The organism is Halorussus caseinilyticus (genome assembly GCF_029338395.1).
GTDB classification, from domain to species: Archaea; Halobacteriota; Halobacteria; order Halobacteriales; family Haladaptataceae; genus Halorussus; species Halorussus caseinilyticus.
In genome coordinates this window covers 2,655,989-2,680,041 of record NZ_CP119809.1, presented here as the reverse complement: position 1 = coordinate 2,680,041, position 24,053 = coordinate 2,655,989, and the positions used below count along the sequence as shown (strand labels likewise).

Genomic DNA, 24,053 nt, shown 5'->3' with positions numbered 1-24,053 from the left:
CCTTCTCGGAGTACGTAGGTGCATGAGGTTTGTTATCGTTGGTGCAGGCAGAGTCGGCCTGCGCACCGCCCGCATCCTGCAGGAGGAAGGCCACGAGGTGACGCTCGTAGAGGACGACACCGACAAGGCCGAACACGGCCGAAAGGAGGGGTTCGTAGTCATCGAAGGCGACGGGGCCAGCGAGGAGATACTCGAACAGACCGACCTCGAAACCGCCGATGCCGTCGGGGGGTTGACCGGCGACCTGAACGTCAACTTCGCCGCGTGCATGATTGGCAAACACTACGGGTGTCGGACCGTCCTGCGAATCGACGAGGACTACCGCGAGGACATCTACCACAAGTTCGCCGACGACGTGGACGAGGTGGTCTACCCCGAGCGTCTCGGCGCGGCGGGTGCCAAGACCGCACTGCTCGGCGGAAACTTCAACGTCATCGCGGACCTGACCGCGGAACTCCAGTTGACCACGGTGGTCGTTCCCGACGGGTCGCCGGTCGTCGGCCAGCAGGTCAGCGCGGTCGAACTGCCGGAGGACGCGCGCATCTACGCCCACGGCCGGGCGCGTGAGCGCATGACGATTCCGCTCCCGAACACGACTATCGAGGGCGGCGACCAACTCGCGGTCATCGCCGACCAGATGGCCGTGACGGACGTGCGCCAGCGTCTCCAAGGCGAGGCGGCGGAGACGGCCGAGTAAGCAATCGTCGCTCGAACCTCGTCACTCGACACTCGGCGCTGTGGGGTACAAGCTCCCGAAAAATCGGCTGGAGGGCAGTGGATAGCGCGGGGTCAGTGGTTGGCACCCCGAGACGAGAACTTTCGTGGGAGGATTGGTGACACTGTGGCGAGAAGCCAACTCGCCGCCAGAGCCTCCGGCGTCGTCGGGATGCCGACCGGGAGACTGCTGCACGCTTCGCGCCCGAGCCGTCGGGCGCATTCTCTTCTTTGGCGGGTTCGGACTTTGTTATGTGCCGTCTGTCGGGCGCGTAGGTGGGCGCTTCGTCCACCTACACCCGGTCAAACGCCGCTTATACCCGCGTAGCACGCGGTTACTCGTCGACGACCTATCGAGGAAGCATCGAAAGGGGAGTGGGAGAGGGTGTGGTGGTGTGCCGGGCGCGCGGTGTGGGAGGATGGGGGAAGAGAGGCCGTCGATGCGCGCCCAGTCGGGGGTGTGAACGGGACCTACTTAAAAGTACGTCAGACGATGCCGACCGTCGCGCCGCCGGACTGCGGTATCGTCCTGCGATTTCGGGGCGATAGTCGGTCGAAGTCGTGGCGGCCGCCGGACCGTGATGACCGACCTCGAAGTTGCCGAGTCGCCCACCTTCAAGGTCGGGCGGAGCGAGACGGGAGGTATGTACGGAACCGGCGTGCCGCTGATTACGCCCTTCGACGAGGACGGAGAACTCGACGCCGAACGACTCGGCGAACTCGTCAACTGGGTCGAAGACGGCGGCGTGGACTTCATCGTTCCCTGCGGGTCGAACAGCGAGGCCGAACTGATGGGCGTCGAGGAGCGCGCTCGCGTGGTCGAAGTGGTCGCCGACGAGACCGACCTGCCAATCGTCGCGGGCACCGGCCACCCCGGACTGAGAGAGACGCTCCGTCAGACCGACCTCGCGGACGAGGCGGGCGCGGACGCCGCGCTGGTGGTGACGCCGTTCTACTACCACCACGACGGCGAGGCGCTGGAGGACTACTACCGCGAGGTGGCTGACAGGAGTCCGATTCCGGTCTACCTCTACAGCGTCCCGGCGTACACCGGCGTCCAACTGTCGCCGGAGGTGGCCGGCCGACTCGCCGACCACGACAACGTGGCCGGGATGAAGGATTCGAGCGGCGACGTGGAGACGCTCCAGCGCGAGCGCAGACTGACCGAGGACGCGGAGTTCGACCTCTTCGTCGGGAGCGGGAGCGTCTACGCCCACGCGCTCGAATCGGGTGCCGACGGCGGGATTCTCGGACTGGCGAACGTCGCGCCCGAGCGCGCCAGCGAGATTTTCAAACTCCATCAGGCGGGCGAGGACGCCGCGGCCCGGCGACTCAACGCCGAACTGGTTGAACTCAACCGGGCCGTCACCTCGAAGCACGGCGTGCCGGGCGCGAAGGCGGCGATGGCCGAGCGAGGCGTCTCGGCGGGGTATCCGCGCAGTCCCCACCGGGAGGTCGGCGACGACGTGCGCGCGGAAATCGCCGAACTGGTCGAAGACGCCACGCCGTAGGCCGAAGCGGATTTTCGAGGTGAGCAGAGAGCGGCGGGACCGAACGGTCACGGCGGACGCTCGGCCGACCGAACCACGGGACTGCGCTCGGTGCAACGAACCGCCAGCGAACGCTCGGGGAACCAGACCACCGCGAACGCCCGGCGGACCAGACCACCGCGAACGCCCGGCGGCCCAACCGCCAGTCTGGGTGGACGAAAGGGGCCGCCCGCTCGCGTTTACCGTGGTCGTCTCTGCGGGCCACTATTCGACGCGCCGAGCGGAGCGAGGCGCGAGAATATCCCGCAGAGCGACCGCGAGCGGGCGGGGGCTTTCTGGGCGTTCTCTCCGACTCCGACTCCGACTCCGACTCCGACTCCGACTCCGACTCCGACTCCGACGACAGAGACCGCAACGACAAAAACAGCAACCACGACGACAGAGACCGCAGGAACCGCGGAAACAGCAACTTCAACACCGACGACTCCGACCACCACGGCAACTGCGAGAGACGAAACACTCCGAGAAGCCGCCTCACTCGCTCTTCGAGAGCGTCTGGACCACGCCACTCACGAACGGCCGGGGGTCGTCCAACCGCAGGAAGTCGAAGCGGGGTTGCCGGACGACCGACTCGCCGATTTCCCAAGCGGTCTTCCCGAGGGTCGGTCGCTCTACGAACGGCGATTCGTCCCGGAGGACGCTCACGAGGTAGCCGAATTCGCCGTAGAGCAGGTGACTCCCGACGCCGAGTTCGAAGTCGGGGTCGATGTCGTCCCGTCGTCCCTGCGACTGCAACCAGTAGTAGTGCGGGAAGTCCGCGCCCGCCTGCACCGTCGAGGGGAGCGACTGCCACATCCGGGGGTTGATTTCGGTCAGGAAGAACTCGCCCGTCTCGGCGTGTTCCATGTACTCGATGCAGGCCAGTCCGTGCCAGTCGAGTTCGCCGAGCAGGTCGCGGGCCGCCTTTTCGAGGTCCGGGTCGTAGGTCGATTCCCGGTAGACTCCGCCGCCCCCGGTGTAGGAGTTGCCCCGAATCTGGCGGTGCTGGAACGTGGCGACCGGTTCGCCGCTGTCGTACAGCGCCGCGAACATGTACTCGTCGCTGGTGGGGACGAACTCCTGCACGATGGGGTCGTGTCTCATCTCGGCCAGCATCGTCTCGCGGTCGGGTTCCTCGCCCGGTCGGACGTGGGTGACGTTGTTGACCTCCTCGGCCTCGCTCGGTCCGTGAGTGTCCACGTACTCGTCGGCGAGCAGGTTGTACCGGGACTTGACGATGCGCTCGCCGGTCCAGTCGTCCACCGCGTCGAAGGGACGGGTCTCGGGCACCGGCACGCCCGCGGACTCGGCGGTCTCGGCGAGTTTCACCCGGTCGTGGACCCGTTCTAACGTCTCGATTGGCGGGACTTCGACCGAGACGTGGGCGGCGAACTCGTCGCGGTACTTCGAGAGCAGGTAGGCGTCGTACTCCCGGACGGGAATCACGGTCCGCACGTCCTCGCGCGCGGCGAGGTCCACGAGCGCGTCCTTGTAGGCCAGCAGGTCGTCGTCCGGCGACGGGAGCGAGGCGGTTTCGTCGCAGAACCGCGACCCGAACACGGCAACGTGGTCGTGTTCGGACGCCGCGACGGTGTGGACGCCCCGGCGACCCAGCGACCGCAGACAGGGGTAACTGTACGGCGCGACACCCGTCGGCACGAGGACCGACGGCGGGTCGTCGTTAGTCAGCGACATGTCACCGATTTACCCCCGAGTTAGCTTCAGTATGTGGCGACAAACCCCGTCCACGCCGACAGTAGGGTGCGCTTGCGGCATCGATGGGTTACTGTACCGACCGCCGTGTCTGCCCTGCGATGGACGCTCGGCTCGACGGACATGTTTATATTTCTCTTCACCTTCTTTGGCTTGCTTTAAGAATTGTATATATTTCCGGATTCCGTACGCGTGCGGTTGGTTCGGACGGCGCGCTCCGCCCCGACACACCGACCGTCGCGTTCCCTCGCGATGACAACTGTTTAATAGCAAAAACTTAATATTTAATACCATGGATGCCGCGCTGATGTGCGACGACGAGGTTAACTCGTTTCTCCGCGACTGTAACTCCGGAACCCTCTCGCTGACCGACGGGAGAGAAACCTACGCGTTCCCCGAATCGTTCGGCTACGACGGCGACGACCTGTACTTCCAGTTCGTCCACGCCGACGCCAGCGACAAGATGTCGTTCGTCGAGACCACCGACGTAGCCACGTTCACCACGTTCACGGACGACAACCCGGCGTTCAGCGTTATCGCTCGCGGCCGACTCGTTCCCGTCCCCGACGAGGAGACCAGTCGGGCGTCCAGCGTGTTCGCCGAAAACTGCGACGTTCCCATGCTCAACGTCTCCGTCGAGAAGTCGGTAGACGAACTCTCGTTCGACTTCTACCGGCTACGACCCGACGAGATTTCCGGGCGCAAGTTCGGCGACTTAGTTAGTTGACTCCCCGGCGGGACCGATGCGTCTGCGGACGAGTCCGCAGACGCATCACCGGACTACCCGTTGGCGACACGTCACTGCGCCGGTCGCCGGTCACACTTCCGCGCCGGTCGCCGGTCACACATCGCGCGGACTCGCCCGTGTCGCGGTCGCCTTGAACGACGCGACGACCGGCGACCCCTCGCCCAATCCCAGTTTCTCGACGCTCGACATCGTGACCAGCGCCGCCAGCGGCGCGTCCGCGCCCACGTTCACGAGGACGCGCGCGACCTGCTCCCCGGCGTCGATGGCCGCGACTTCGCCGTCGAAGCGATTCCGGGCGCTGGTGGCCTCCGCGGGCGGCGCGTCGTCGGGCGCGTTGAGCGTCACCGCGTCGGCCCGGAGTGCGACCTGCACCTCCTCGGCGTCGGCGGCGGGAGCGAGCGCACGCACCCGCCCGGCGTCGGTTTCGACCGTCGCCAGTTCCCCCTCGCGGGCCACGACTTCGCCCGACAGGACCGTCTCCTCGACCTCCGCGGTACCGGTGAACTCCGCGCGGAGGCGCTCGAACCGGGCCAACAGGTCGCGGGCCTCGTCGGTGAGTTCGGACCCGCCGCCGCCCGACCCGCCGCGCTGACGGACCACCAGCGGACCCAAGGCGTCTTCGAGCGCCGTGAGTCGCTGGTGAGCGCGGGAGTACGACCGCCCGAGAGCGTCTGCGGCCCGGTTGAGCGACCCCGCCTCGTCCACCGCCCGGAGGAGTTCGGCGTCGTCGGCGTCGAACTCCGTCCCGTCGGCCCGGAGGTGGGCCTCGAATCCGGCGTCCATACCGACGGAGACGGGCGCGGGGAGCAAAACCGTTATGTCTCGCGCGGTAGAACGAGGGTTGTATCTATGAGGGAACAACGCTCTCGACGGCAGTTCCTCCGCGTTACTGGTGCGCTCGGAATCGCGGGACTGGCTGGCTGTACCGGCGGCCAATCGTCCGACGAGACGACGACCGAAGGTGGAGCGACGACCGACGACGGGACCACGACCGACGGGGAGACGGCCACCGAGGAGGCCGACGACACCCCGACGGCCGCCGCCGACTCGATGACCATCTTCCACGCCGGAAGCCTCGCGCCGCCGTTCGGTGCGGCCGAACCGAAGTTCGAGGAGAAGTACGGCGTGTCGGTCGAACGGGAGGCCAAGGGGTCGGTCGCCTCCACCAAGAAAATCACGACGCAGGGCCGGAAAGCCGACGTGCTGGGCGTCTCGGACTTCCGACTCATCCGTGACCGCGTGGTTCCGGAGTACGGCAGTTGGTACGCCATCTTCGCCACCAACGCGATGTCGCTCCAGTACCGCGAGGACTCGCCCGGCGCGGACGAAATCGGTCCCGACAACTGGTGGGAAGTCCTCTCCCGAGACGACGTGACCGTCGGCCACAGCGACCCCGCAATCGACCCCGGCGGCTACCGGGCGGTCATGGCGATGCAGTTGGGCAAAGAGCAGTTCGAGGGCGAGCGACTCTACGACGAATCGACGTTCCAGAAGATTCGGGACAACATGACGATTCCGACCGGCACCGAGACCAAACTGGAGGGCCAACTCAAGTCGGGCAAACTCGACTACGCGCTCTACTACCGCTCTATCGCCTCCCAGTCGGGCCTGCCCTACGTGGACCTTCAACCCCACGTGGACCTCTCGAAACTCACCACGAAGTACGCCAAACACTACGCCAAGGCGAAAGTCGAGACGAGCGCCGGAACGTTCACGGGTGCGCCAATCGCCTACGGCGTCACGGTCCCGAGCGTGGCCGAGGCCCCTGTCCGGGGCGCGCAGTGGGTCGAGTACATGACTACCGACCCCGGCAGACAGGTTCTGAAGGACAAGGGTCTCATCCCGAAGAACCCCGCAGTCGTCACGGAGGGCGGCGACGTGCCCGAACGCGTCGCCGAGCACGCGGAGGCAAAGACTTCAGTGGGTCCGCTCGAACTGTAGAGCCGTGAGTACCGACGCCGAGACCCGGAGCGGCGACGCGCCCGCCCCGACGCGAACGACCGATTCGGCCGACGAGCGACTCGTCGGCCGAATCGGGACCGGAACCGCGATTCTGGCGGTCTGCTCGGTCCAACTCGTCGCGTTCGCCGCGGCGCTCGCGGTCGGCTACCCCGGCGCGTACGCCGGGTTCGCGGTCGTCTCTGCGGGCGCTATCGCGGCCTACCGGAACCGGGGCGCTTTCGGCGTCCTCGCGGCCACGCTCGGCACCGTCCTGTTGGTCGCACTCGGTCTCCCCCTGCTGATGCTGGTCGCCCGGCAGGACCCCGCGCTGGTCGCGGAGATGGCCGCCGACCCCGCGGTCCGACAGGCGCTCTATCTCTCGGTGTACGCGCCGCTTCTGGCCGCCATCGCCAGCGTCGCGCTCGGAGTCCCGCTGGCGCTCGTCCTCGCCCGCGGCTTTCCGGGCCAAGAGCTGGTCGAGAGTCTGGTGGACCTGCCCCTCGTGGTCCCCCACAGCGTGGCGGGACTCGCCATCCTCTTCGGGTTCGGGAAGGGCGGCGCGTTCGGCGGCGTCAGTTTCACCGTCCCGGTCATCGACTTCACCTTCGAGTTCGCGGTCCTCCAGACCATGCTCGGGATGGTGCTGGCGATGACGTTCGTCTCGGCACCCTTCGCGGTCAACGCCGCCCGCGAAGCCTTCGAGTCGGTGCCGACCCGCGTCGAGTGGGCCGCCCGGACGCTCGGCGCGAACCGCTTCGAGACGTTCCGGCGCGTGACCGCGCCGCTGGCGTGGCGCGGCGTCCTGACCGGCGGGGTGCTGGCGTGGGCGCGGGCCGTCTCGGAGTTCGGCGCGGTCGCAATCGTCGCCTACAGCGTCGAGTTCTTTTACCTCCCGAAGGGCGAGAGCCTCACCGCCCAGCACGCGCCGGTGTTCATCTACAACACCTACCTCTCGGCCGGACTCGACGAGTCGGGCGCGGTCGCAACCATCCTGCTGGCGCTCTCGGCGGCCATCTTCCTGCTGGTCCGGACCGTGGCGTACGACGACGGAGGGTGGCCGTGAGCCTCGACGTGTCGGTCTCGGCGGCCTTCACCGCCGAGGGCGCGGACCGCTTCGAGGTGGCCGCCGACCTCTCGGTCGCCGACGGCGAGACGCTGGTCGTCCTCGGGCCGAGCGGGTCGGGCAAGAGCCTCCTGCTCGAAACCGTCGCCGGGTTCCACGACCACGAGGGTCAGGTCGCGGTCTCCGGGCGCGACCTGACCGACGCCTCGCCGGAGGAGCGCGGACTCGGCTTCGTCTTTCAGGACTACGCGCTGTTCCCCCACATGACGGTCCGGGAGAACGTCGCCTTCGGAGGCAAGTACCACGAGACCCGCGACCCCGACGACTTGCTCGCGGAGTTCGGCGTTTCTGACCTCGCCGAGCGCTACCCGCCGACGCTCTCGGGCGGCGAGTCCCAGCGAGTCGCCCTCGCCCGCGCGCTTGCGGTCCGGCCCGACGCCTTCCTGCTGGACGAACCCCTCTCGGCGCTCGACGTGCCGACCCGCCAGACGCTCCGTGAGGTGCTGGCGGACGTGCTGGCCGACGAGACGGCGATGTACGTCACACACAACCGGACCACCGCGCGGGCCATCGCCGACCGGGTGGCGGTCATCCGGGACGGCGAAATCGTCCAAGTCGGCACCCCGGAAGCGGTCTTCGAGCGCCCCGACTCGCCCTTCGCCGCCCGGTTCACGGGCGCGAACTGCCTCGAACTCGCCGACGGCGCGCTGGCGGTCCCCGGCGGCAGGTTGGACTTCGGCGACGGAGGGAACGGGACCCACCTCGCGGTCCGTCCCGAACACGTCGCAATCGACTCGACCGACGCCGACTTCTCGGCGTCGGTCGAGCGCGTGGTCCGCGAGGACGGCCGGTACCGACTCGCGCTCGACGTGTCGGGCCAGCGACTCGACGCTTACGCCCCCGAACCACCCGAAGACGGCGAGGTCGCGGTCGCGCTCCCGCGCGACCGCGTGACCGTGCTGTCGGCCTGACTCCCGAGCATTCCGGCCCGACTTCCGGGCGTTCACCCCCGGCCGCGCCGGTATTCGACCGGTAGTCGGCGAGAAAATTACTTACGGGAGCGTTCGGAATCCCTTCTCATGGCACGTGAACAGCGAAGCGGGGTGGCACGGTGAGTCTCGTCGGGGGAACGCTCGGCAAGGTCGCCGCGGTCCTCGCGGCCGGACTGGTCGTCTCGGCCGCGGGTCTCGGCGCGGCGGTCTCCGCGGGCGTCGTGAGCCTCCAACCGCCATCGGTCGAATCGGTCGAGAACCAGTGGGGCGAAGTCTCCCAAGAGCGCACGGGCATCCAGACTAAAATCGTCGTGAACAACCCGAACGAGGTCGGAGTCCCCGGCGTGGCAGGGGTCTCCTACGACGTGGCGATGAACGACGTGACGGTCGCGGAGGGGTCCAGCGGCGGCGTCTCGCTGTCGCCCGGCCGAAACGAAGTGACGCTCCGGACCGACATCGACAACGAGAAGATACCGGCGTGGTGGGCCAGCCACATCAACAACGGCGAGAAGACGACGGTCTCCGTCCGGCCGTCGGTCGAGGCGTCGGTCCTCTCGAAGGGCTTGCCCGACCGCGACCGGACCTTCGAGACCGACATGCTCTCGTCGTTCGACAGCGACACCGCGCAGTCGGTCCAGTTCGGCAACGAGACGCTCATGACCGTCGAGGAGACCGAGGCCTCGTGGGGCCAAGCGACCGCCGAACGGACGCCGCTCCGGTTCGCCGGGACGGTCAGCAATCCCAACGGCGCGCCCATCACGTTCTCGAAAGTCGGCTACGAGGTGTCGATGAACGACGTGACGGTCGCGGAGGGCACCACCGAGGACGGTATCGAGATTGCGGGCGAGTCCACCGAGACCATCCGCATCAACTCGACGCTCGACAACCGGAAACTCGACGACTGGTGGGTCAGCCACCTCCGGAACGACGAGCAGACGACTCTCGACGTGTCGGTGTTCGCGGTGGCCGAGACAGACGAGGGCACTCGTCGCGTCCCGCTTCCGTTCATGAGCCAACAGGTGGTCTTCGAGACCGACATCCTCGCTGGCGGGCAGGCGACGACCCGAGCGGTCGCACCGAGCGACGGATTCGGGTTCGAACCGCCAGCGGTCGAGTCGGTCGAGCGCGAGTGGTCCGAGACCGACTCGGGCACCCGGTTCGCCACGAACGTCGTGATTGACAACCCCAACGGCGCGAACTCGACGCTCGCTGGCACGACGCTCGACGCCCAGTACCGACTCTCGCTCAACGACGTGCAACTCGTGGACGACGGCACGGAGACGACGCTCGAACCCGGCCGCAACGAACTGGGCTTCTCGGGCGAGGTCAGCGACCGGACCACCAAGCAGTGGTGGATTAGCCACGTCGAGAACGGCGAGAAGACCGCGCTGACGACCGAGGGCCGCGCCGTCGCGGACCTCGGGTTCGCCAGCCTGCCGGTTCCGCTCCCCGAGCAGAACCGGACGTTCGAGACCGACATGCTCGGCGGGTTCGCACAGACCGACCAACCGGTCTCGGTTCGCGGGCAGACGGTCGCCAGCCTCCACGACATGAAGGCCGGGTGGGGCGACCCGACGATGGACCGGACGCCGATGGAGATTTCGGGCGACATCACCAACGAGCGGTCCCGACCGCTGACGGTCGTGAAGTTCGGCTACGAGGTCCGGGCCAACGACGTTGTGCTGGCCGACAACGAGTCGCACGTCGGCACGACGATTCCGGGTCGGACGACCCGGAGCATCGAGACCACGGGCTATCTCGACAACGACAAGATACCTTCGTGGTGGGTCAGCCACCTCGAACGCGGCGAGCAGACCGAGTTGGACGTGTCCTACTACGCCGTGGTCGAGTACCGCGGCCAGCAGTTCCGAGTCGAACTCGACTCGATGAGCTACACCGACACCATCGAGACGAACGCCTTCGGCGCGGCGTAGGTCACTGGCTCCCACACCACCGACAGCGATTTTTGCCGGGCGCGAGAGGATTCGGTCGATGACGACGGTCCGCGACCTCGCGCCGGACGACGCGCCGGAACTGACCGCGCTCTACGAGGAGTACGACTGGTGGGAGGACCGCGAGGTGGCGAGGGTCCGCGATGCGCTGGCCGGGACGGAAGTCGCGGTCGGTATCGAAGACGAGGGGAACCTCGTCGCCGCGGCGCGGGTCCTGACCGACTACAACTACTACGCCACCGTCTTCGACGTTATCGTGGCCGCCGACCGGCGGGGCGACGGTCTCGGCGAGACACTGATGGAGGCGCTCACCGACCACCCCGACCTCCAGTCGGTGCCGGGTCTCTCGCTCCTGTGCCGGGAGGGTCTGGTCCCCTTCTACGAGTCGGTCGGTTTCGAGGTGTTCGGTCCCGAGTACGAGATTCCGGAGGGCGGCACCGAGGAACTCGTCCGGATGACCTACGCCCACGACGACTCGTGACCCTGCGGACGCTCGATTGAGCGACTGTCGGGCGCGCGCTCGGCCGACCAACCGACAAAACGCGCTCGGCGATACCGACCACCGCAGACGCCCGCCCGACCAACCGATAGGGTGGGATAAAGGGGCCGCCCGCTCGCGGGCCGAAGGCCCGTGGTCGTCTCAGCGACCCCTATCTGAGACGAACCGAAGGTGAGTCGAAGATATGTCGCTGAGCGACCGCGAGCGGGCGGGGGCTTTCTAAACCTCGGTCTCTCCGACTCCGACTCCGACTCCGACTCCGACTCCGACTCCGACTCCGACTCCGACTCCGACTCCGACTCCGACTCCGACTCCGACTCCGACTCCGACTCCGACGACAGAGACCGCAACGACAGCGACGACTCCGACGACAGAGACAGCAACGACAGCGACGACTCCGACGACAGAGACCGCAACGACAGCGACGACTCCGACGACAGAGACCGCAAACACAACACCGACGACGACCGAGACCCCAGAAACAACAGTTTTCACCGCGCACGCACCATCTCCGGGCATGGACTGGGCCGACCTCTTCGAGCGCGCGGACGACTACGCGACCGACGTGGCGACGATACGCGAGACGCTCGCATCTCGGCGGGACGACGCGACGGGGAGCGAAGATGCCTGAGACGCCCGAGACGAACCCGGCCCGCATCGTCGCGGACGCCGACGTGCTGGTCGCGGACCTGCTCGTCGGCGGGGCGGCGCGCGAGGCGATGGACGCGATTCGGGGCCACTCGTGGGTCGAACTCGTCGCCAGCGACCACCTGCTCGACGACGCCGAGGCCGTGATTCGGGACCTCGCGGACGCCGACCTCGCGGCGGCGTGGCGCGAGCGAATCGAGGACCTGCACGTGGGGGTCGAACACCCCGCGGGCGACCACCCGGCGCTGGCGAGCGCGTATCGGGGACAGGCCGCGCACGTCCTGAGCTACGACGAGGGGCTTCGCGGTCCCGAGACCAGCGCGACGTTCGGGTCGCGGTTGAACCTGAGCGTCAAGACGCCCGAGGGGTTCGCGGCGCTGTTCGACGCCGAGTCGCTGTACGAGGCCGTCGAGGGCGGGGAGTATCCGGGACCGGACCGGAACCCGCGGGTCTGAGACTGGCGAACTCGCGGAATAGACAACCGAATTACAGAAACCGATTCCGGTAACGCCGACTACAGAAATATAGTTCAGATTACACTTTTGGGGTCGTGGCTCCTACCTCCACTCGAGGAACGACCCATGAAACTGAACACGCAACTCCGACGGGCCGGACCCGCGGCCCGGACCCGGCGCGGGCGCATCGCCTCGAAACTCACCCGCTTCACGCTCCCCGTCGCCACCCTGCTGGCGCTGGTGGCGTCGGCGCTGTTGACCGGCGCGGCGTTCGCCACCGTCGCCGACCTCGTGCCGACGACGATTCCGACCCTGCTCGCGGGGTGGGTCGCCGCGGTGGGCGTGACGTTCGCGCTCCCGCTACTCGCCGTCCGGAGCGTGGTCGCACTGCTCGAACGCGTCGAACAATAGCGTTTTTTCGGACCGTCGCGGTCCACCGAATCGCCGCGGCGTCGGTGCCGACCGACCCGGCCGTTCGAGTCCGCCTGTGCCGGAATCGCACCCGGACGAACATGGTCGGGACAACCGATAGGCGACGACCGGCGGTAACTACACGTATGACCACGCGCGCCCCTCCCAACGACTCCACAGGTCACGACGACGCGGACGACCGGCCCGCGCGAGACGGCCGACCCGCGCGCGAACTCGACGCGCGGGAAATCGACGGTCCGCCGTTCGGGACCATCGCGTCGGCGCTGTCGGACCTCGGCGACGGCGAGACGCTGGTCCTCTACAACGGCTTCGACCCCGAACCGCTCTACGCGGTCCTCGACCGGCGCGGCTTCGACCACGAGACCGAACGGGTCGGACCCGACGAGTGGCGGGTGGAGATAACGCGGCGATGAGCGTCCCCGCCGGTATCGACGCCGACAGCGGCCCGCCGACGGCGATTCCCCTCGCGCACTTCCTCGCGGGGTTCGCCTTCCTGCTGGCGGGCGCGGCACTGGGCGTCCTCGGAGCGGGTCTCGCGCCCGGACCCTCCGGACTGGCGCACGTCCACCTCCTGCTCGTCGGGTGGGTGTGTCTCACGATTCTGGGCGCGATGACCCAGTTCGTCCCGGTGTGGTCGGGCGTCGAACTCCACTCGCGGCGACTCGCGCTCGCACAGCTCGCGCTCGTCGGCGGCGGGATTGCGGGCTTTGCGGGTCTGCTTCTGGCGGGGCGACTCGACCTGCTCGCGGTCGCTGGCGCGGCGATGCTCGCGGGATTCTGGACGTTCGTCTACAACGTCGGTCGGACGCTGTGGCGCGCGGCGTCGGGTGAATTCGGGGACCGGACCGCTCCCGCGCTCGACGTGACCGAACGCCACTTCGTGGCGGCGCTCGCTCACGTCCTGCTCGTGACGGCGCTCGGGTTCGCCCTCGCGGTGGACTTCGCCCGGCCGACGCTCGCGCCCGCGGGACTCGCTCGTCCGCGGGTCGTCGCGGCCCACGCCACGCTCGCGGTGTTCGGCGTCGTCCTCACGACTGTCGTGGGTGCGCTCTACCAACTCGCCACGATGTTCACGCAGACGGAACTTCGCCGCGCGGACGCGACCCTCCGGCGGGTCGAGGAGTGGACCTACGCGCCCGGCGTCCTCGCGCTTGCTGGCGGGCGGTTAGTCGGCCACGAGTGGCTTGGTCGTGCGGGCGGTCTGCTCGTGGTCACGGGACTGCTCGCGTTCGCGGCGGTCCTCGCGCGAAAGCTCCGGGAGACGAGCGTCGAGCGGACGCCGATGCTCTCCAGATACGCGGTAGTCGCGCTCGCGCTCCCGGCGTGGGCGCTCGCGGCGCTTCCGACGTGGCTCGCGGACCCGACCGATTCCGCGGCCACCTTCGGCCACCCCGAGGCGGGCCACCTCCTCGCGGCCGTCGTCGGATTCGTCCTGCTCGGGACGCTCTACCACGTCGTGCCGTTCGTGGTCTGGGTCCGCCGGTACAGCGACCGGGTGGGGTTGGAACCGGTGCCGATGATTGACGACCTCTACGACGCCCGCCTCGCCGCCGCGGACTTCTGGCTCACGCTCGGGGGTCTCGCGCTGGTCGTCGTCGGCGGGTCCGTCGAGACGGTCCGACTCGTCGGCGGCGTCGCGGCGACGCTCGGCTTCGCCGTCTTCGCCGCGAATCTGGTCGGCGTCGTGGTCCGCCACGGTCCCGACCCGCTCCGAATCGACGCGCTCGGCGCGTCCCCGACCGACTCGGACCCCGACGAGCGAGCTCCGTGAGTGCGACTGGGGAGCGACGAGCGGCGGACTCTACCGAACCCGTTCGGCGAAGCCCACGGCCGCCGCGAATAGAGCATGGTATATATTTCCTAAAAAAAGACATAGATTTCTTAAAATGTTCTATATATGGTGATAAGAATCACGAAGGAGTCTCCACTCGCTCGTCGCCGGTCGATAGAGGTACGCCCGGTCGTAGAGCGCCCGCGATACTTTCCGCGCGAGGCGGTGGGTCCCGTCTTCGCTCCGTATCTCGACTGCGCGCCGGAGAAGTCGCGCGATTCCCGTACGGCGCACAAGTGGGATAACAGTTATCAACGGTATCAGATAGCACACTTCCGGAATTTGCTCGCTCCGACGCTGAACCCGACCGACGCCGACTCGCTCGAACATGTTCGGGGAAATCCCGAAGGGCCGCGTTCGTCTCGTTGGACGTGTATGCCGAGAGTAGACGTGCGCGAGATGCCGCCGCCGGAGCGCCACACCGAGATACACGACGCGTTCGCCGAGATGGACGGCGGCGAGGTCCTCGAAGTGGTCAACGACCACGAACCCAAGCCACTGTTCTACGAGATGCGGGCCGAAGTCGAGTCGTTCGACCCCGACGGCTACGAAGTCGAACGCGAGGGCGAACGGACGTTCGTCGCGCAGTTCCCCAAGCAGTAGCGACCCCACCGGAGATGCCATGACCGAGATAGTCTCACTCGACGACCTGACCGAACGCCCGCGCGAAGTGGCGTTCCCCGGTACAGAGCCGAAAACAGTCCGCCTGACGCTCGACGCGGGCGAGGAGGTCCCGGCCCACCGCCACCCCGAGCGACAAATCGTCATCTACCTCGTCTCGGGCCGCCTTGACGTGGAAATCGACGGCGAGTCGAACGTCCTCGAACCCGGCGACCTCCTGCGGTTCGACGGCCGACGGGAGGTGGCACCGACGGCCGAGAACGACAGCACCGCGCTGTTGGTGTTGGCTCCGCGGGCCGACGACGAGTGACGAGTCGCCGCGGTCGCACAGATTCGAACGGACTGAACACTTCGGCACCCGTCTTCCCGCTCTTCTTCGGGATTCGCACTTCCGAAGGGATGGTCGTGCTTCTCGAAGAGATAAGAGAGATGCTAGGGTCAGACTCGGAAGGGTAGCTGAAGAGAGGCGCTAACTTCAGGCTGGAACCAGTCAGGACCGCGACCGCACAGCACCGCGACCGCACCGCGCCCCCGTACCTCCCCGCGTGGGTCGCGCACGAGGCGCGACCCACGCGCGTCCCGTGGTCGGTGGGGTCGGGCGCGGTCGGTGGTCGGTGGAGTCGTTCTCGGGCGTGAGTTCCCGGCGTCCCGAAACGGGTGTCGTCCCCGTCCCGAACACGTTCGCCCGACTTCCCGAACTGCAGGAACCGCGTCCCAGTTAAATGCCCCACGAGGGGCAACCTATCCTGTATGAGAGTGAAACGTCGCACACTCGCCAAGATACTCGCGGTCGTGTTCGTCTTGAATCTGGCCGTGATGGGCGTCGGCGCGTGGTACTCCTACCAGCAGGCCCCGCCCATCCCGAAGGAGGTTCAGGGACCGGACGGACGGACCATCGTGACCGCCGAGCAAGTGCGAGACGGCAAGACGACTTTCCAGTCGAACGGCATGATGAACCACGGGTCGATACTGGGCAACGGCGCGTACTACGGCGAAGACTACACCGCCGACGCGCTGGACCTGAAGGTCGAGTTCATGCGCCGGTACTACGCCCGCGAACAGCACGGCACCGACGACTACGGTAGCCTCTCGGCGAGCGAGCAGGCAACCGTTGACGTGGCGGTGAAGTCGGACCTGACCGACGGGAGTCCCGGCGAGCGCATCGAGTACTCCGCGGCCGAGGCGTACGCCCACAAGCAGGTCCAGCAGGTGTACGTCGAGCGCTACCACGAGGGGAGTCACGAGCGCGGCGTCCCCGAAGGGATGATAGCGAGCGAGGAGGAGGCCGAGCGGTTCGCCGACTTCGCGCTCTGGACCGCGTGGATTTCCCACACCGACCGGCCGAACGCCGACCACAGTTACACCAACGAGTGGCCCTACCAACCCGCGGCCGGTAACGACGCCACCGGCGCGGCCATGACGTGGAGCGTCGTCGCCATGGTCCTGCTGGTCGCCGGTGCCGGAATCGGCGTCTGGCTCTACAAGTCCATCGAACTCCCCGAACCCGAAACCGAGGGCGTCACGGTGCCCCGACCCGACGAGGTTGACCTGTTCCCCGGACAGGCCGCCGCGCTCCGGTTCGCAGTCGTCGGCGCGGGCCTGTTCCTCGCGCAGGTTCTGCTCGGGGGTCTGCTCGCCCACTACTACATCGAGCGCGCGGACTTCTTCGGACTCGGCGAGATGCTGGGCGTCAGCGTCCTCCAACTCCTGCCGTTCTCCATCGCCAAGACGTGGCACATCGACCTCGGCGTCCTCTGGATTGCGACCCTGTGGCTCGGCGCGGGCCTGTTCCTCCCGCCTCTGTTGACGGGGCGGGAACCCCGCAAACAGGGCGCGTGGATTAACCGCCTGCTCGGTGTCCTCGTCGTGGTCGTCGTCGGTGCCATGGCGGGCATCTGGCTCGGGTCGAAGGGCTACTTCGACGGCGCACTCTGGTGGATTCTGGGCAACGAGGGGCTGGAGTACCTCGAAGTCGGTCGGCTCTGGCAGGTCGGCATCCTCGTCGGCTTCCTTGCGTGGGCCGTCCTCGTGGCGCGGGGACTCAAGCCCCTGCTCGACCGGGAACCCAGATGGGGTCTCGCACACATGATTCTGTACGCGGGCGGGTCCATCGCCCTGCTGTTCTGCGCGGGCTTCCTCTACACGCCCCAGACCAACATCGTCGTCACCGAGTTTTGGCGCTGGTGGGTCGTCCACATGTGGGTCGAGGGGGCCTTCGAGTTCTTCATCGTCGCGCTGGTCGGGGTCACGCTGGTCAGCATGAACCTCCTCTCGAAGCGGTCGGCCGAGAAAGCCGTGATGGTCCAAGCCCTGCTGGTGATGGGTACCGGTGTCATCGGCGTCTCGCACCACTACTGGTGGGTCGGCCAACCCGACGTGTGGGTGCCCATCGGGAGCGCGTTCTCGACGCTCGAACTCATCCCCCTCGTGTTCATCCTCTACGAGGCCATCGGCCAGTACCGCGCGATGGCCACGAGCGGCGAGTCGTTCCCCTACACGCTCCCGTTCATGTTCATCGTCGCGTCGGGCGTCTGGAACTTCGTGGGCGCGGGCGTCCTCGGGTTCTTCATCAACCTGCCGTTCATCAACTACTTCGAACACGGCACCTATCTCACGGTGGCCCACGCCCACGCCGCGATGTTCGGCGCGTTCGGATTCCTCGCGCTCGGCATGGTGACGTACATGCTCCGCATCGCGGTGCCCGAGGCGAAGTGGTCCGAGACCAACCTCCGGCGCGCGTTCTGGGCGTGGAACGTCGGACTCGCGCTGATGGTCGGTCTCAGCCTGCTCCCCGTCGGCTTCCTCCAGTTGGAAGTCGCGTTCACCCGAAGCTACGACGCCGCCCGAAGCCTCGCCTTCTACGAGGGCGAACTGGTCCAACTGCTGTTCTGGCTCCGGATGCCGGGCGACACGCTGGTCATCCTCGGCACCGCCGTCTTCGGCTACGACGTGGTGAAGAAGGTGCTAGCCCGCGGCGAGACCACGCCGACCGACGAACCCGCCGACTCACCGGTCGCGGCCGGACCTGCGGCCGAGACCGACGACTGAGCGGTCCCCTTCTGCCGCCGCTTTTCCGACACTTCCCGGAGATGTTCGCGGAATCGCTACTTCGATTCCCGTACCCCGAGAACCGAGCGAACACGTTCGTGAGCCTTCCTGACGACCGAGAATCGGGTTCTCGATTGAAGATACGTCGCCGACTATCTGTAACTGTAAGGTGACTCCCAATGCCCGCAACCAATCGTCGCACGGTCCTGCAAGGTATCGGTCTCGGTGGCGCGGCCACCCTCGCCGGGTGTTCCACCCGCTCCGCCCCGAAAACGACTCAGACTCAGCAGGCCATGAACAAACAGAAACGGAAGACCGTCAAGCGAGTCGCGGCGGACCCGACCGACATCCCGAACCCGATTAGCCGGAGCGAACCGAGAGCGGTGGACGTGACCCTGCGTCCCGAGGAGGTCACGGCCGAAGTCGAGGACGGCGTTACGTTCAACTACATGACCTACAACGGGCAGGTCCCCGGCCCGATGATTCGGGTCCGGAAGGGCGACACCGTGAATCTCACCTTCGAGAACCCCGCGGAGAACGACATGCCCCACAACGTGGACTTCCACGCGGTCGCGGGACCGGGCGGCGGGGCCGAGGCCACGATGACCGCGCCGGGAGAGACCACCCGCCTCAAGTTCAAGGCGACCTACCCCGGCGCGTACATCTACCACTGCGCCGTGCCGAACCTCGACATGCACATCTCCGCGGGCATGTTCGGCATCATCCTCGTCGAACCCGAGGAGGGTCTCCCGGAGGTGGACCACGAGTTCTACGTCGGCCAGCACGAGATTTACACCGACAAGCGCCCCGGCGAGAAGGGCCAGCACAACTTCGACGTGGCGGCGATGGCCCGCGAGGAACCCACCTACGTCGTGATGAACGGCGAGAAGTACGCCTGCACGCCCGACAAGTACGGCGCGGGCGAAGTCGAGACGGGCGACACCGCGCGGGTGTTCTTCGTCACCGGCGGCCCGAACCTCACCAGTAGCTTCCACCCCATCGGCAACGTCTTCGAGAAGCTCTGGCCCGAAGGGTCGCTGACCACCCGACCGCAGACCCACATCCAGACCAAACAGGTCGCGCCCGGTAGCACCGCGGTTGCGACGATGGACTTCCCGGTCCCCGGCGCGTTCAAACTGGTGGACCACTCGCTGAGTCGCGTGGCGCGGAAAGGGTGCATGGCCGTCGTGGCCGCCGAGGGCGAGGAGAACCCCGAAATCTTCGACCCCGAACCGAAGAAGTGAGGCCCGACTCGTGAGTCGGCGCGGTTCCGGTTTTCGACCGGCGCTTTCTTCTCAGTTCCGGCGACTCGTGAGGAGTTCTTTGGCGGTGTCGCCGAGCCGTCGCATGTCCTCGGCGGTCAGGTGAAACTTCGGTTCCCACTCGGAGAGACCGAGGTAGTCGCTCACGACGAACATCGCACCGGCTTCCACGCCGCGGTAGTCGGCCACCGCGAACACCGCCGATGCCTCCATCTCGACGGTGAGGACGCCCTCGTCGGCGTATCGCTCGACCTCTTTTTCGGTCTCCCGGTAGATGGCGTCGGTCGTCCACGAGGTACCGACGTGGAACGGTTCGTCTCGCTCGCGGAGCAACCGTTTGGTGTCGGCGACCAGCGACTCGCTCGCGTGGGCGTACTTTTCGGACTCGACGTAGTGGTGAGAGGTCCCCTCGTCGCGGATGGCTTTCTCGGGGACGACGAACTCGCCCATCTCGATGGAGTCGTCGAGACACCCCGCGAACCCGATGGAGAGGAACGTTTCGACGCCGTTGGCCACGAGTTCGTCCATCAGCATCGCGGTCGTCGGCGCACCGATGCCGAAGTTTCCGAGGACGCCGACGCTGTAGTCGGCGTCCGCGAAGGCGTAGAGGTCCCCGTAGTAGTGGTCCACGGTTCGGCCGTCGTACTCCTCGGTGAAGTAGTCCATCAGCCCCCGACTGTAACAGAGGACGACTGCTTCGGGCGACGCCGCGGCGTCGCCCTCGGACTGCGCTTTCCGGTAGTCGGTGTGTCGCTCGGGCGTGACCAGCGGTTCGGCCCCGTACTTGTCCGGGTAGTTGGGAAACGTCATCGCGGCGAAGGTACAGAGAACGCGGGGAAGTCCCTTTCGCAAGGTCGAGGCGCGATAACAGGTCTCACGAACCGGCCGGGCCGCTCGAAAATCGAACGCCGCGGAGATTCGTCTCCGCGGCGTGACGTTCGGAAGAAGAGCCTAGGCCGGGATTTGAACCCGGGCTCTCGTCCTTACCAAGGACGCGCTTTACCTCTAAGCTACCCAGGCGCACTGCGGCGCTTCGTCGCATTTCATCGTATGCCCGGAAACCTCTTTAGGCGTTTCGATTCACGATAGGGAACGGGGTCACGGGTCGGTGGCCGACGGCCGCGGGTCGTCGGCCGGGCCGAACTGCCGGGGGTCCGGCGCGTCGGCAACGGCCTGTTCGACCGCTTCGGCGACTGGTTCGGGCGGTTCCGGGCGTTCGCCGTCGAGCGATTCGGCCAGTTCTCCGGCGTAAGACAGCAGGGCGTCGGAGGGTTCGGACCCGAAGGTGGTCGTGCCCGCGACGACGGCGAGTTCGAACACGTCGGTCTCCAGCGCGTGCGGGGCGGTCGGACGACCCTGCTGGCCGTCGGTCTCGTCGCGGCCGAACGACTGGACCGTCTCGACGGCTTTGTCGGCGGCCTCGGTCCGCGCGAGCAGGGAGAACCCGCGGGCGACCATCACGTCCGCCGCGAGGATGTCGATGTTGCTGTCGGTGTGTGGCGGGTCGAGGTTCCACGGCGGTTCGTCGGCGAGAGCGCGGGTGAGGCGCAACCCCTCGTAGATGAGTTGGACGCCCGCGGCGCGCTCTTGGACCCCGACGGGACCGGTTCCGCCTCGCTCGTCGGCGTCGTGCGCTCTCCCCGTCACCTTCGCGCCTCCGGTCGCGCTCGCACCCTCGACGGCGTTCGCGGACGTGAGCGCCAGCACTCCCGGCACCATCGCCGACTCGTCGAGGAGGGCGTGGATACGTTCGCGGAGTCGGTCGGGCGCAACGTCTCGCACCGCCTGTCGTCCCGCTTTTCGTGCCCGGACGGCCGCTTCCATTGCCCGACCCTTACGACGGAATCGCCAAAGACCTTTGGAAAGCGACTCCGAGATGCGAACGTGATTCGAACACAGGACGACGACGGTGTTCGGGTCGTGACGCTCGACCGACCCGACCGACGAAACGCGCTCACGCCCGACGGACTCGACGCCCTCGAAGCGGCCGTGACCGACGCCAGCCAACCGGTGGTCTACCTCCGCGGGGCGGGACCGGCGTTCTGCGCTGGCGCGGACCTCGACGTGGTGGCGGGACTCGACCGCGAGGGGGCCGAGGCGTTCGCAGAGCGCGGCCAGCGAGTCGCCGACGCCATCGCGGACGCCGACAGCGCGGTCGTCGCGGGCATCGACGGGGCGGCGCGCGGCGGCGGCGTCGAGTTGGCGCTCGCCGCGGACCTCCGAGTCGCCACGCCGGAGGCGACCTTCGCGGAACCCGGCGTGAAACTCGGCCTGTTCGGCGCGTGGGGCGGGACGGTGCGCCTGCCCCGCGTCGTGGGCGAGGGCGAGGCGCTGGACCTCGCGCTCTCGGGGCGGACCGTGGACGCCGAGTCCGCCCGCCGGATGGGACTGGTCTCGCGCGTGACCGACGACCCCCGCGCGGTGGCCGACGAACTCGCCGCCAACGACCCCCGGACCCTCCGCGCGGTCAAGGCGCGGATGCGCGACGACGCGCCGCCGGAGACCCAACAGCGCCGCGAGGCGGAGGTCTTCGGCGAACTCGTCGCGCGCCACGCCGACGCCATCGCCGACCGGCGCGAGTCGTGAGCCATCCTCAATATTTGTTGAGTCCGGCGCGCGCGGGCGCGACCGCGAAAGCGTGTCGCGCCCGTCCGCGCGAGGGACGGCGGCCGCGAATGCGGCCGCCGAGGTTGGGGAGGTGAGAGGCCCGCGGTCGCGGTGCGGGGCGGTCTTCATCGGTCCAAGCCTGTCGGTAGCTTCTCGCGTCCGTTCGTGTTTTTACTCGCGTCTATCGTCGTTCCGTTCGTTCCTCGTAGTCGTCTACTGGGAATTCGAGTAGTCACGTCCATCTGACGCTACGCACACGCCACACGCGAACTCAAATCACCATTCCCGACTGCAACACCGCAATCAGGCCCGTCAGCGTCACCACGCTCGCCACCGTACTCGCGAAGATGGCGGTGCTGACGTACTCCGGTCCCGACAACCCCTCGCCCTCGCCCGAGTCGTACTCGATGGACAGAATCAGCGGCGTGACCGCGGCGGGCATCCCACACTCCAGCACGAACACCCGCGCGACTTCCGGGTTCGCGCCGAGACCGAGCAACAGGGCTACGCCGACGCCGACCAGCGGCGCGACCACCAGTTTCAGGCCGTTCGAGACGCCGACGCGCGAGATGGCCGCGCCGTGTTTGGTGTTGGCGAGTTGGATGCCGAGCATCAACAGCATCACCGGGATGGAGGCGTCGCCGACGAGTTTCAGCGTCTCCATCGCGGCGCTTCCGGAGGCCGGGACGACCCCGAGCAATCGCGCGACCCACGCCGCGACGACGGCGTAGACCAGCGGCAGGCGAAACACCTCGGTCGCGGCCGAGCGCAGGTCGCTCTCGTCGCCGCGGGAGGCCAGATACACCCCGACGGTGTACATCAGCACCGACTGGCCCGCGATGTAGAGAACCGCCGTCGAGCGTCCGACCGCGCCGAACGCGAACGCCGACAGCGGGATGCCGTAGTTGCCCGCGTTGGGGAACGACGACGAGAGGACCAGCGCACTCAGCGCGGGTTCGGTCTCGCCGAGCAGACGGCCGACGCCCTCCGCGAGTCCCACCATCGCCAGCGTGAAGACCACGACGCCGCCGATTAGCTTCGCGGCTAGCCCGCCCGAGATGTCGGAGGTGGCGAGGCTGTGGAAGATGAGCGCGGGCGTCAGCACGTAGATGGTGACGGTTCCGAGCGCATCCACGTTCACGTCGCGGGTCTTCCCGAGCAGGAAGCCCACCGCCGCGACGGAGAGGACCGGGAGGATGGCCGTCCCGAGCGCAGAGACGAGTGACACGTCTCGGAGGGTGGCGACTCGGCGTTACAAAGGTGTCGGAGGCGGCCAGACGCGGCGGGGAAACGCTTTTTCCCTTCTGTACGTAATACGTACGTATGTCTCATACAGATACAAACGGGGCGAACGACCCGGAGAAAACGAACATCAATATCCGTTTGACCGAATCGTTCCTCGCAGACATCGACGCGACGTGGCAGGACGAAGGCTACAACAGTCGAAGCGAGTTCGTCCGAGAGGCACTCCGTGATGCAGTCCGTCATCCGGACCTCACCCGCGAGAGTTGGAAGGAAATCGCCGCCGTCGAACACGCGCGTCGGACGGGCGAGAGCGAGACGTTCTCCCGCGAGGACGTTCTGACCGGAGACGAGTAACGAGGGACGACGCACGAGTGACGACGAATGGACGTGGCAGTTTCGCGCGCCTGCGAAACGGACGTACGACGACTTGGATACCCACGGACAGAACCGTATCACCGACAAACTCGACGAAATCGTAAACGACCAGTGGCGGAACCCGGACGACTACTTGGAGCCGTTGACTGGCGTTCCCCACTCGAAACTCCGCATCGGTCAGTTCCGTCTCGGTGCCGAATGTGACTATGCTGACAAGAAGTTAGACGTGTACACCATCGAACGCCGCGGCAGTGCGTACAAACCCGGCGACGACTGAGTTCCCACCGGGCCGTCCCGCCGTGTTCTCGCACGAAACAATCCTAAACATTGGTCTATAAAACAAGAATATTTCTTTAACACTCGTAAATATTCCCCCAC

Annotated in this window: 24 protein-coding genes and 1 tRNA gene; 19 read left to right on the top strand and 6 right to left on the bottom strand. The window is 67.2% G+C overall.

The window, feature by feature from the left end; translation table 11 throughout:
- The first annotated feature begins 22 nt into the window (after nucleotides 1–22).
- Nucleotides 23–697 (top strand): potassium channel family protein, encoded by a 675-nt coding sequence (locus P2T60_RS13565; RefSeq protein ID WP_276279787.1) that lies wholly within the window; start codon nucleotides 23–25, stop codon nucleotides 695–697.
- Nucleotides 698–1,358: 661 nt separating this feature from the next.
- A complete protein-coding gene (locus P2T60_RS13560; RefSeq protein WP_382210439.1) occupies nucleotides 1,359–2,225 on the top strand; it encodes a dihydrodipicolinate synthase family protein in 867 nt (288 codons plus the stop codon).
- 513 nt (nucleotides 2,226–2,738) lie between these two features.
- Here P2T60_RS13560 and P2T60_RS13555 read toward each other — a convergent pair.
- On the bottom strand, nucleotides 2,739–3,938 hold the full coding sequence (locus tag P2T60_RS13555) for a carboxylate--amine ligase (protein ID WP_276279785.1): 1,200 nt from the start codon (nucleotides 3,936–3,938) through the stop codon (nucleotides 2,739–2,741).
- 310 nt (nucleotides 3,939–4,248) lie between these two features.
- Between P2T60_RS13555 and P2T60_RS13550 the strand changes: the two genes are divergently transcribed.
- Complete coding sequence (locus P2T60_RS13550; protein ID WP_276279784.1) at nucleotides 4,249–4,683, top strand: pyridoxamine 5'-phosphate oxidase family protein; 435 nt, start codon at nucleotides 4,249–4,251, stop codon at nucleotides 4,681–4,683.
- A gap of 114 nt (nucleotides 4,684–4,797) precedes the next feature.
- Here the strand turns inward: P2T60_RS13550 and P2T60_RS13545 are convergent, their stop codons facing one another.
- Entirely contained in the window at nucleotides 4,798–5,487 is a 690-nt protein-coding gene (locus P2T60_RS13545; protein WP_276279783.1) for a TOBE domain-containing protein, read from the bottom strand.
- Between the two features lie 66 nt (nucleotides 5,488–5,553).
- On the opposite strand from P2T60_RS13545, the gene P2T60_RS13540 reads away from it, so the two are divergent.
- From P2T60_RS13540 to nirK, 13 genes are all read left to right on the top strand, one after another.
- Complete coding sequence (locus P2T60_RS13540) at nucleotides 5,554–6,645, top strand: extracellular solute-binding protein (RefSeq protein ID WP_276279782.1); 1,092 nt, start codon at nucleotides 5,554–5,556, stop codon at nucleotides 6,643–6,645.
- A 4-nt stretch (nucleotides 6,646–6,649) separates the two neighbouring features.
- Entirely contained in the window at nucleotides 6,650–7,708 is a 1,059-nt protein-coding gene (locus P2T60_RS13535) for an ABC transporter permease (protein ID WP_276279781.1), read from the top strand.
- Nucleotides 7,705–8,679, top strand: a complete 975-nt coding sequence (locus P2T60_RS13530) for an ABC transporter ATP-binding protein (RefSeq protein ID WP_276279780.1) — start codon at nucleotides 7,705–7,707, stop codon at nucleotides 8,677–8,679. The genes P2T60_RS13535 and P2T60_RS13530 overlap by 4 nt, the downstream gene beginning before the upstream one ends.
- Before the next feature lie 140 nt (nucleotides 8,680–8,819).
- The gene (locus tag P2T60_RS13525) at nucleotides 8,820–10,634 is read left to right on the top strand and encodes an LEA/WHy family protein (RefSeq protein ID WP_276279779.1); all 1,815 of its coding nucleotides are present in this window, start codon (nucleotides 8,820–8,822) and stop codon (nucleotides 10,632–10,634) included.
- Between the two features lie 58 nt (nucleotides 10,635–10,692).
- Nucleotides 10,693–11,133, top strand: a complete 441-nt coding sequence (locus tag P2T60_RS13520) for a GNAT family N-acetyltransferase (protein ID WP_276279778.1) — start codon at nucleotides 10,693–10,695, stop codon at nucleotides 11,131–11,133.
- Nucleotides 11,134–11,774: 641 nt separating this feature from the next.
- Complete coding sequence (locus P2T60_RS13515) at nucleotides 11,775–12,254, top strand: DUF7384 family protein (RefSeq protein WP_276279777.1); 480 nt, start codon at nucleotides 11,775–11,777, stop codon at nucleotides 12,252–12,254.
- 126 nt (nucleotides 12,255–12,380) lie between these two features.
- Nucleotides 12,381–12,665 carry a hypothetical protein gene (locus tag P2T60_RS13510; protein ID WP_276279776.1) on the top strand — a complete coding sequence of 95 codons (285 nt, stop codon included), beginning with the start codon at nucleotides 12,381–12,383 and terminating at the stop codon, nucleotides 12,663–12,665.
- Nucleotides 12,666–12,811: 146 nt separating this feature from the next.
- Nucleotides 12,812–13,099 carry a DUF2249 domain-containing protein gene (locus tag P2T60_RS13505; RefSeq protein ID WP_276279775.1) on the top strand — a complete coding sequence of 96 codons (288 nt, stop codon included), beginning with the start codon at nucleotides 12,812–12,814 and terminating at the stop codon, nucleotides 13,097–13,099.
- Nucleotides 13,096–14,457: a hypothetical protein gene (locus P2T60_RS13500; protein WP_276279774.1), complete on the top strand. Its 1,362-nt coding sequence runs from the start codon at nucleotides 13,096–13,098 to the stop codon at nucleotides 14,455–14,457. The genes P2T60_RS13505 and P2T60_RS13500 overlap by 4 nt, the downstream gene beginning before the upstream one ends.
- A gap of 435 nt (nucleotides 14,458–14,892) precedes the next feature.
- Nucleotides 14,893–15,120: a DUF2249 domain-containing protein gene (locus tag P2T60_RS13495; RefSeq protein ID WP_276279773.1), complete on the top strand. Its 228-nt coding sequence runs from the start codon at nucleotides 14,893–14,895 to the stop codon at nucleotides 15,118–15,120.
- Between the two features lie 19 nt (nucleotides 15,121–15,139).
- Nucleotides 15,140–15,448 (top strand): cupin domain-containing protein, encoded by a 309-nt coding sequence (locus tag P2T60_RS13490; RefSeq protein ID WP_276279772.1) that lies wholly within the window; start codon nucleotides 15,140–15,142, stop codon nucleotides 15,446–15,448.
- A 440-nt stretch (nucleotides 15,449–15,888) separates the two neighbouring features.
- Nucleotides 15,889–18,186, top strand: coding sequence for a nitric-oxide reductase large subunit (locus tag P2T60_RS13485; protein ID WP_276279771.1), 2,298 nt, complete (start codon nucleotides 15,889–15,891; stop codon nucleotides 18,184–18,186).
- 179 nt (nucleotides 18,187–18,365) lie between these two features.
- A complete protein-coding gene (gene nirK / locus P2T60_RS13480; RefSeq protein WP_276279770.1) occupies nucleotides 18,366–19,430 on the top strand; it encodes a copper-containing nitrite reductase in 1,065 nt (354 codons plus the stop codon).
- A gap of 51 nt (nucleotides 19,431–19,481) precedes the next feature.
- Here the strand turns inward: nirK and P2T60_RS13475 are convergent, their stop codons facing one another.
- The 3 genes from P2T60_RS13475 to P2T60_RS13465 form a co-directional block, all read right to left on the bottom strand.
- Nucleotides 19,482–20,258 carry a nucleoside phosphorylase gene (locus tag P2T60_RS13475; RefSeq protein WP_276279769.1) on the bottom strand — a complete coding sequence of 259 codons (777 nt, stop codon included), beginning with the start codon at nucleotides 20,256–20,258 and terminating at the stop codon, nucleotides 19,482–19,484.
- Nucleotides 20,259–20,396: 138 nt separating this feature from the next.
- A tRNA-Thr gene (locus P2T60_RS13470) sits at nucleotides 20,397–20,468 on the bottom strand.
- A 78-nt stretch (nucleotides 20,469–20,546) separates the two neighbouring features.
- On the bottom strand, nucleotides 20,547–21,272 hold the full coding sequence (locus tag P2T60_RS13465) for a DUF7114 family protein (RefSeq protein WP_276279768.1): 726 nt from the start codon (nucleotides 21,270–21,272) through the stop codon (nucleotides 20,547–20,549).
- Nucleotides 21,273–21,332: 60 nt separating this feature from the next.
- On the opposite strand from P2T60_RS13465, the gene P2T60_RS13460 reads away from it, so the two are divergent.
- Nucleotides 21,333–22,034, top strand: a complete 702-nt coding sequence (locus P2T60_RS13460; protein WP_276279767.1) for an enoyl-CoA hydratase/isomerase family protein — start codon at nucleotides 21,333–21,335, stop codon at nucleotides 22,032–22,034.
- Nucleotides 22,035–22,326: 292 nt separating this feature from the next.
- On the opposite strand, the gene P2T60_RS13455 is transcribed toward P2T60_RS13460, so the two are convergent.
- A complete protein-coding gene (locus tag P2T60_RS13455; protein WP_276279766.1) occupies nucleotides 22,327–23,283 on the bottom strand; it encodes an AEC family transporter in 957 nt (318 codons plus the stop codon).
- Nucleotides 23,284–23,378: 95 nt separating this feature from the next.
- On the opposite strand from P2T60_RS13455, the gene P2T60_RS13450 reads away from it, so the two are divergent.
- Together P2T60_RS13450 and P2T60_RS13445 are read left to right on the top strand one after the other, a co-directional pair.
- Nucleotides 23,379–23,654: a ribbon-helix-helix domain-containing protein gene (locus tag P2T60_RS13450; RefSeq protein ID WP_276279765.1), complete on the top strand. Its 276-nt coding sequence runs from the start codon at nucleotides 23,379–23,381 to the stop codon at nucleotides 23,652–23,654.
- Between the two features lie 73 nt (nucleotides 23,655–23,727).
- On the top strand, nucleotides 23,728–23,952 hold the full coding sequence (locus P2T60_RS13445) for a type II toxin-antitoxin system RelE family toxin (RefSeq protein ID WP_276279764.1): 225 nt from the start codon (nucleotides 23,728–23,730) through the stop codon (nucleotides 23,950–23,952).
- Nucleotides 23,953–24,053 lie beyond the last annotated feature (101 nt).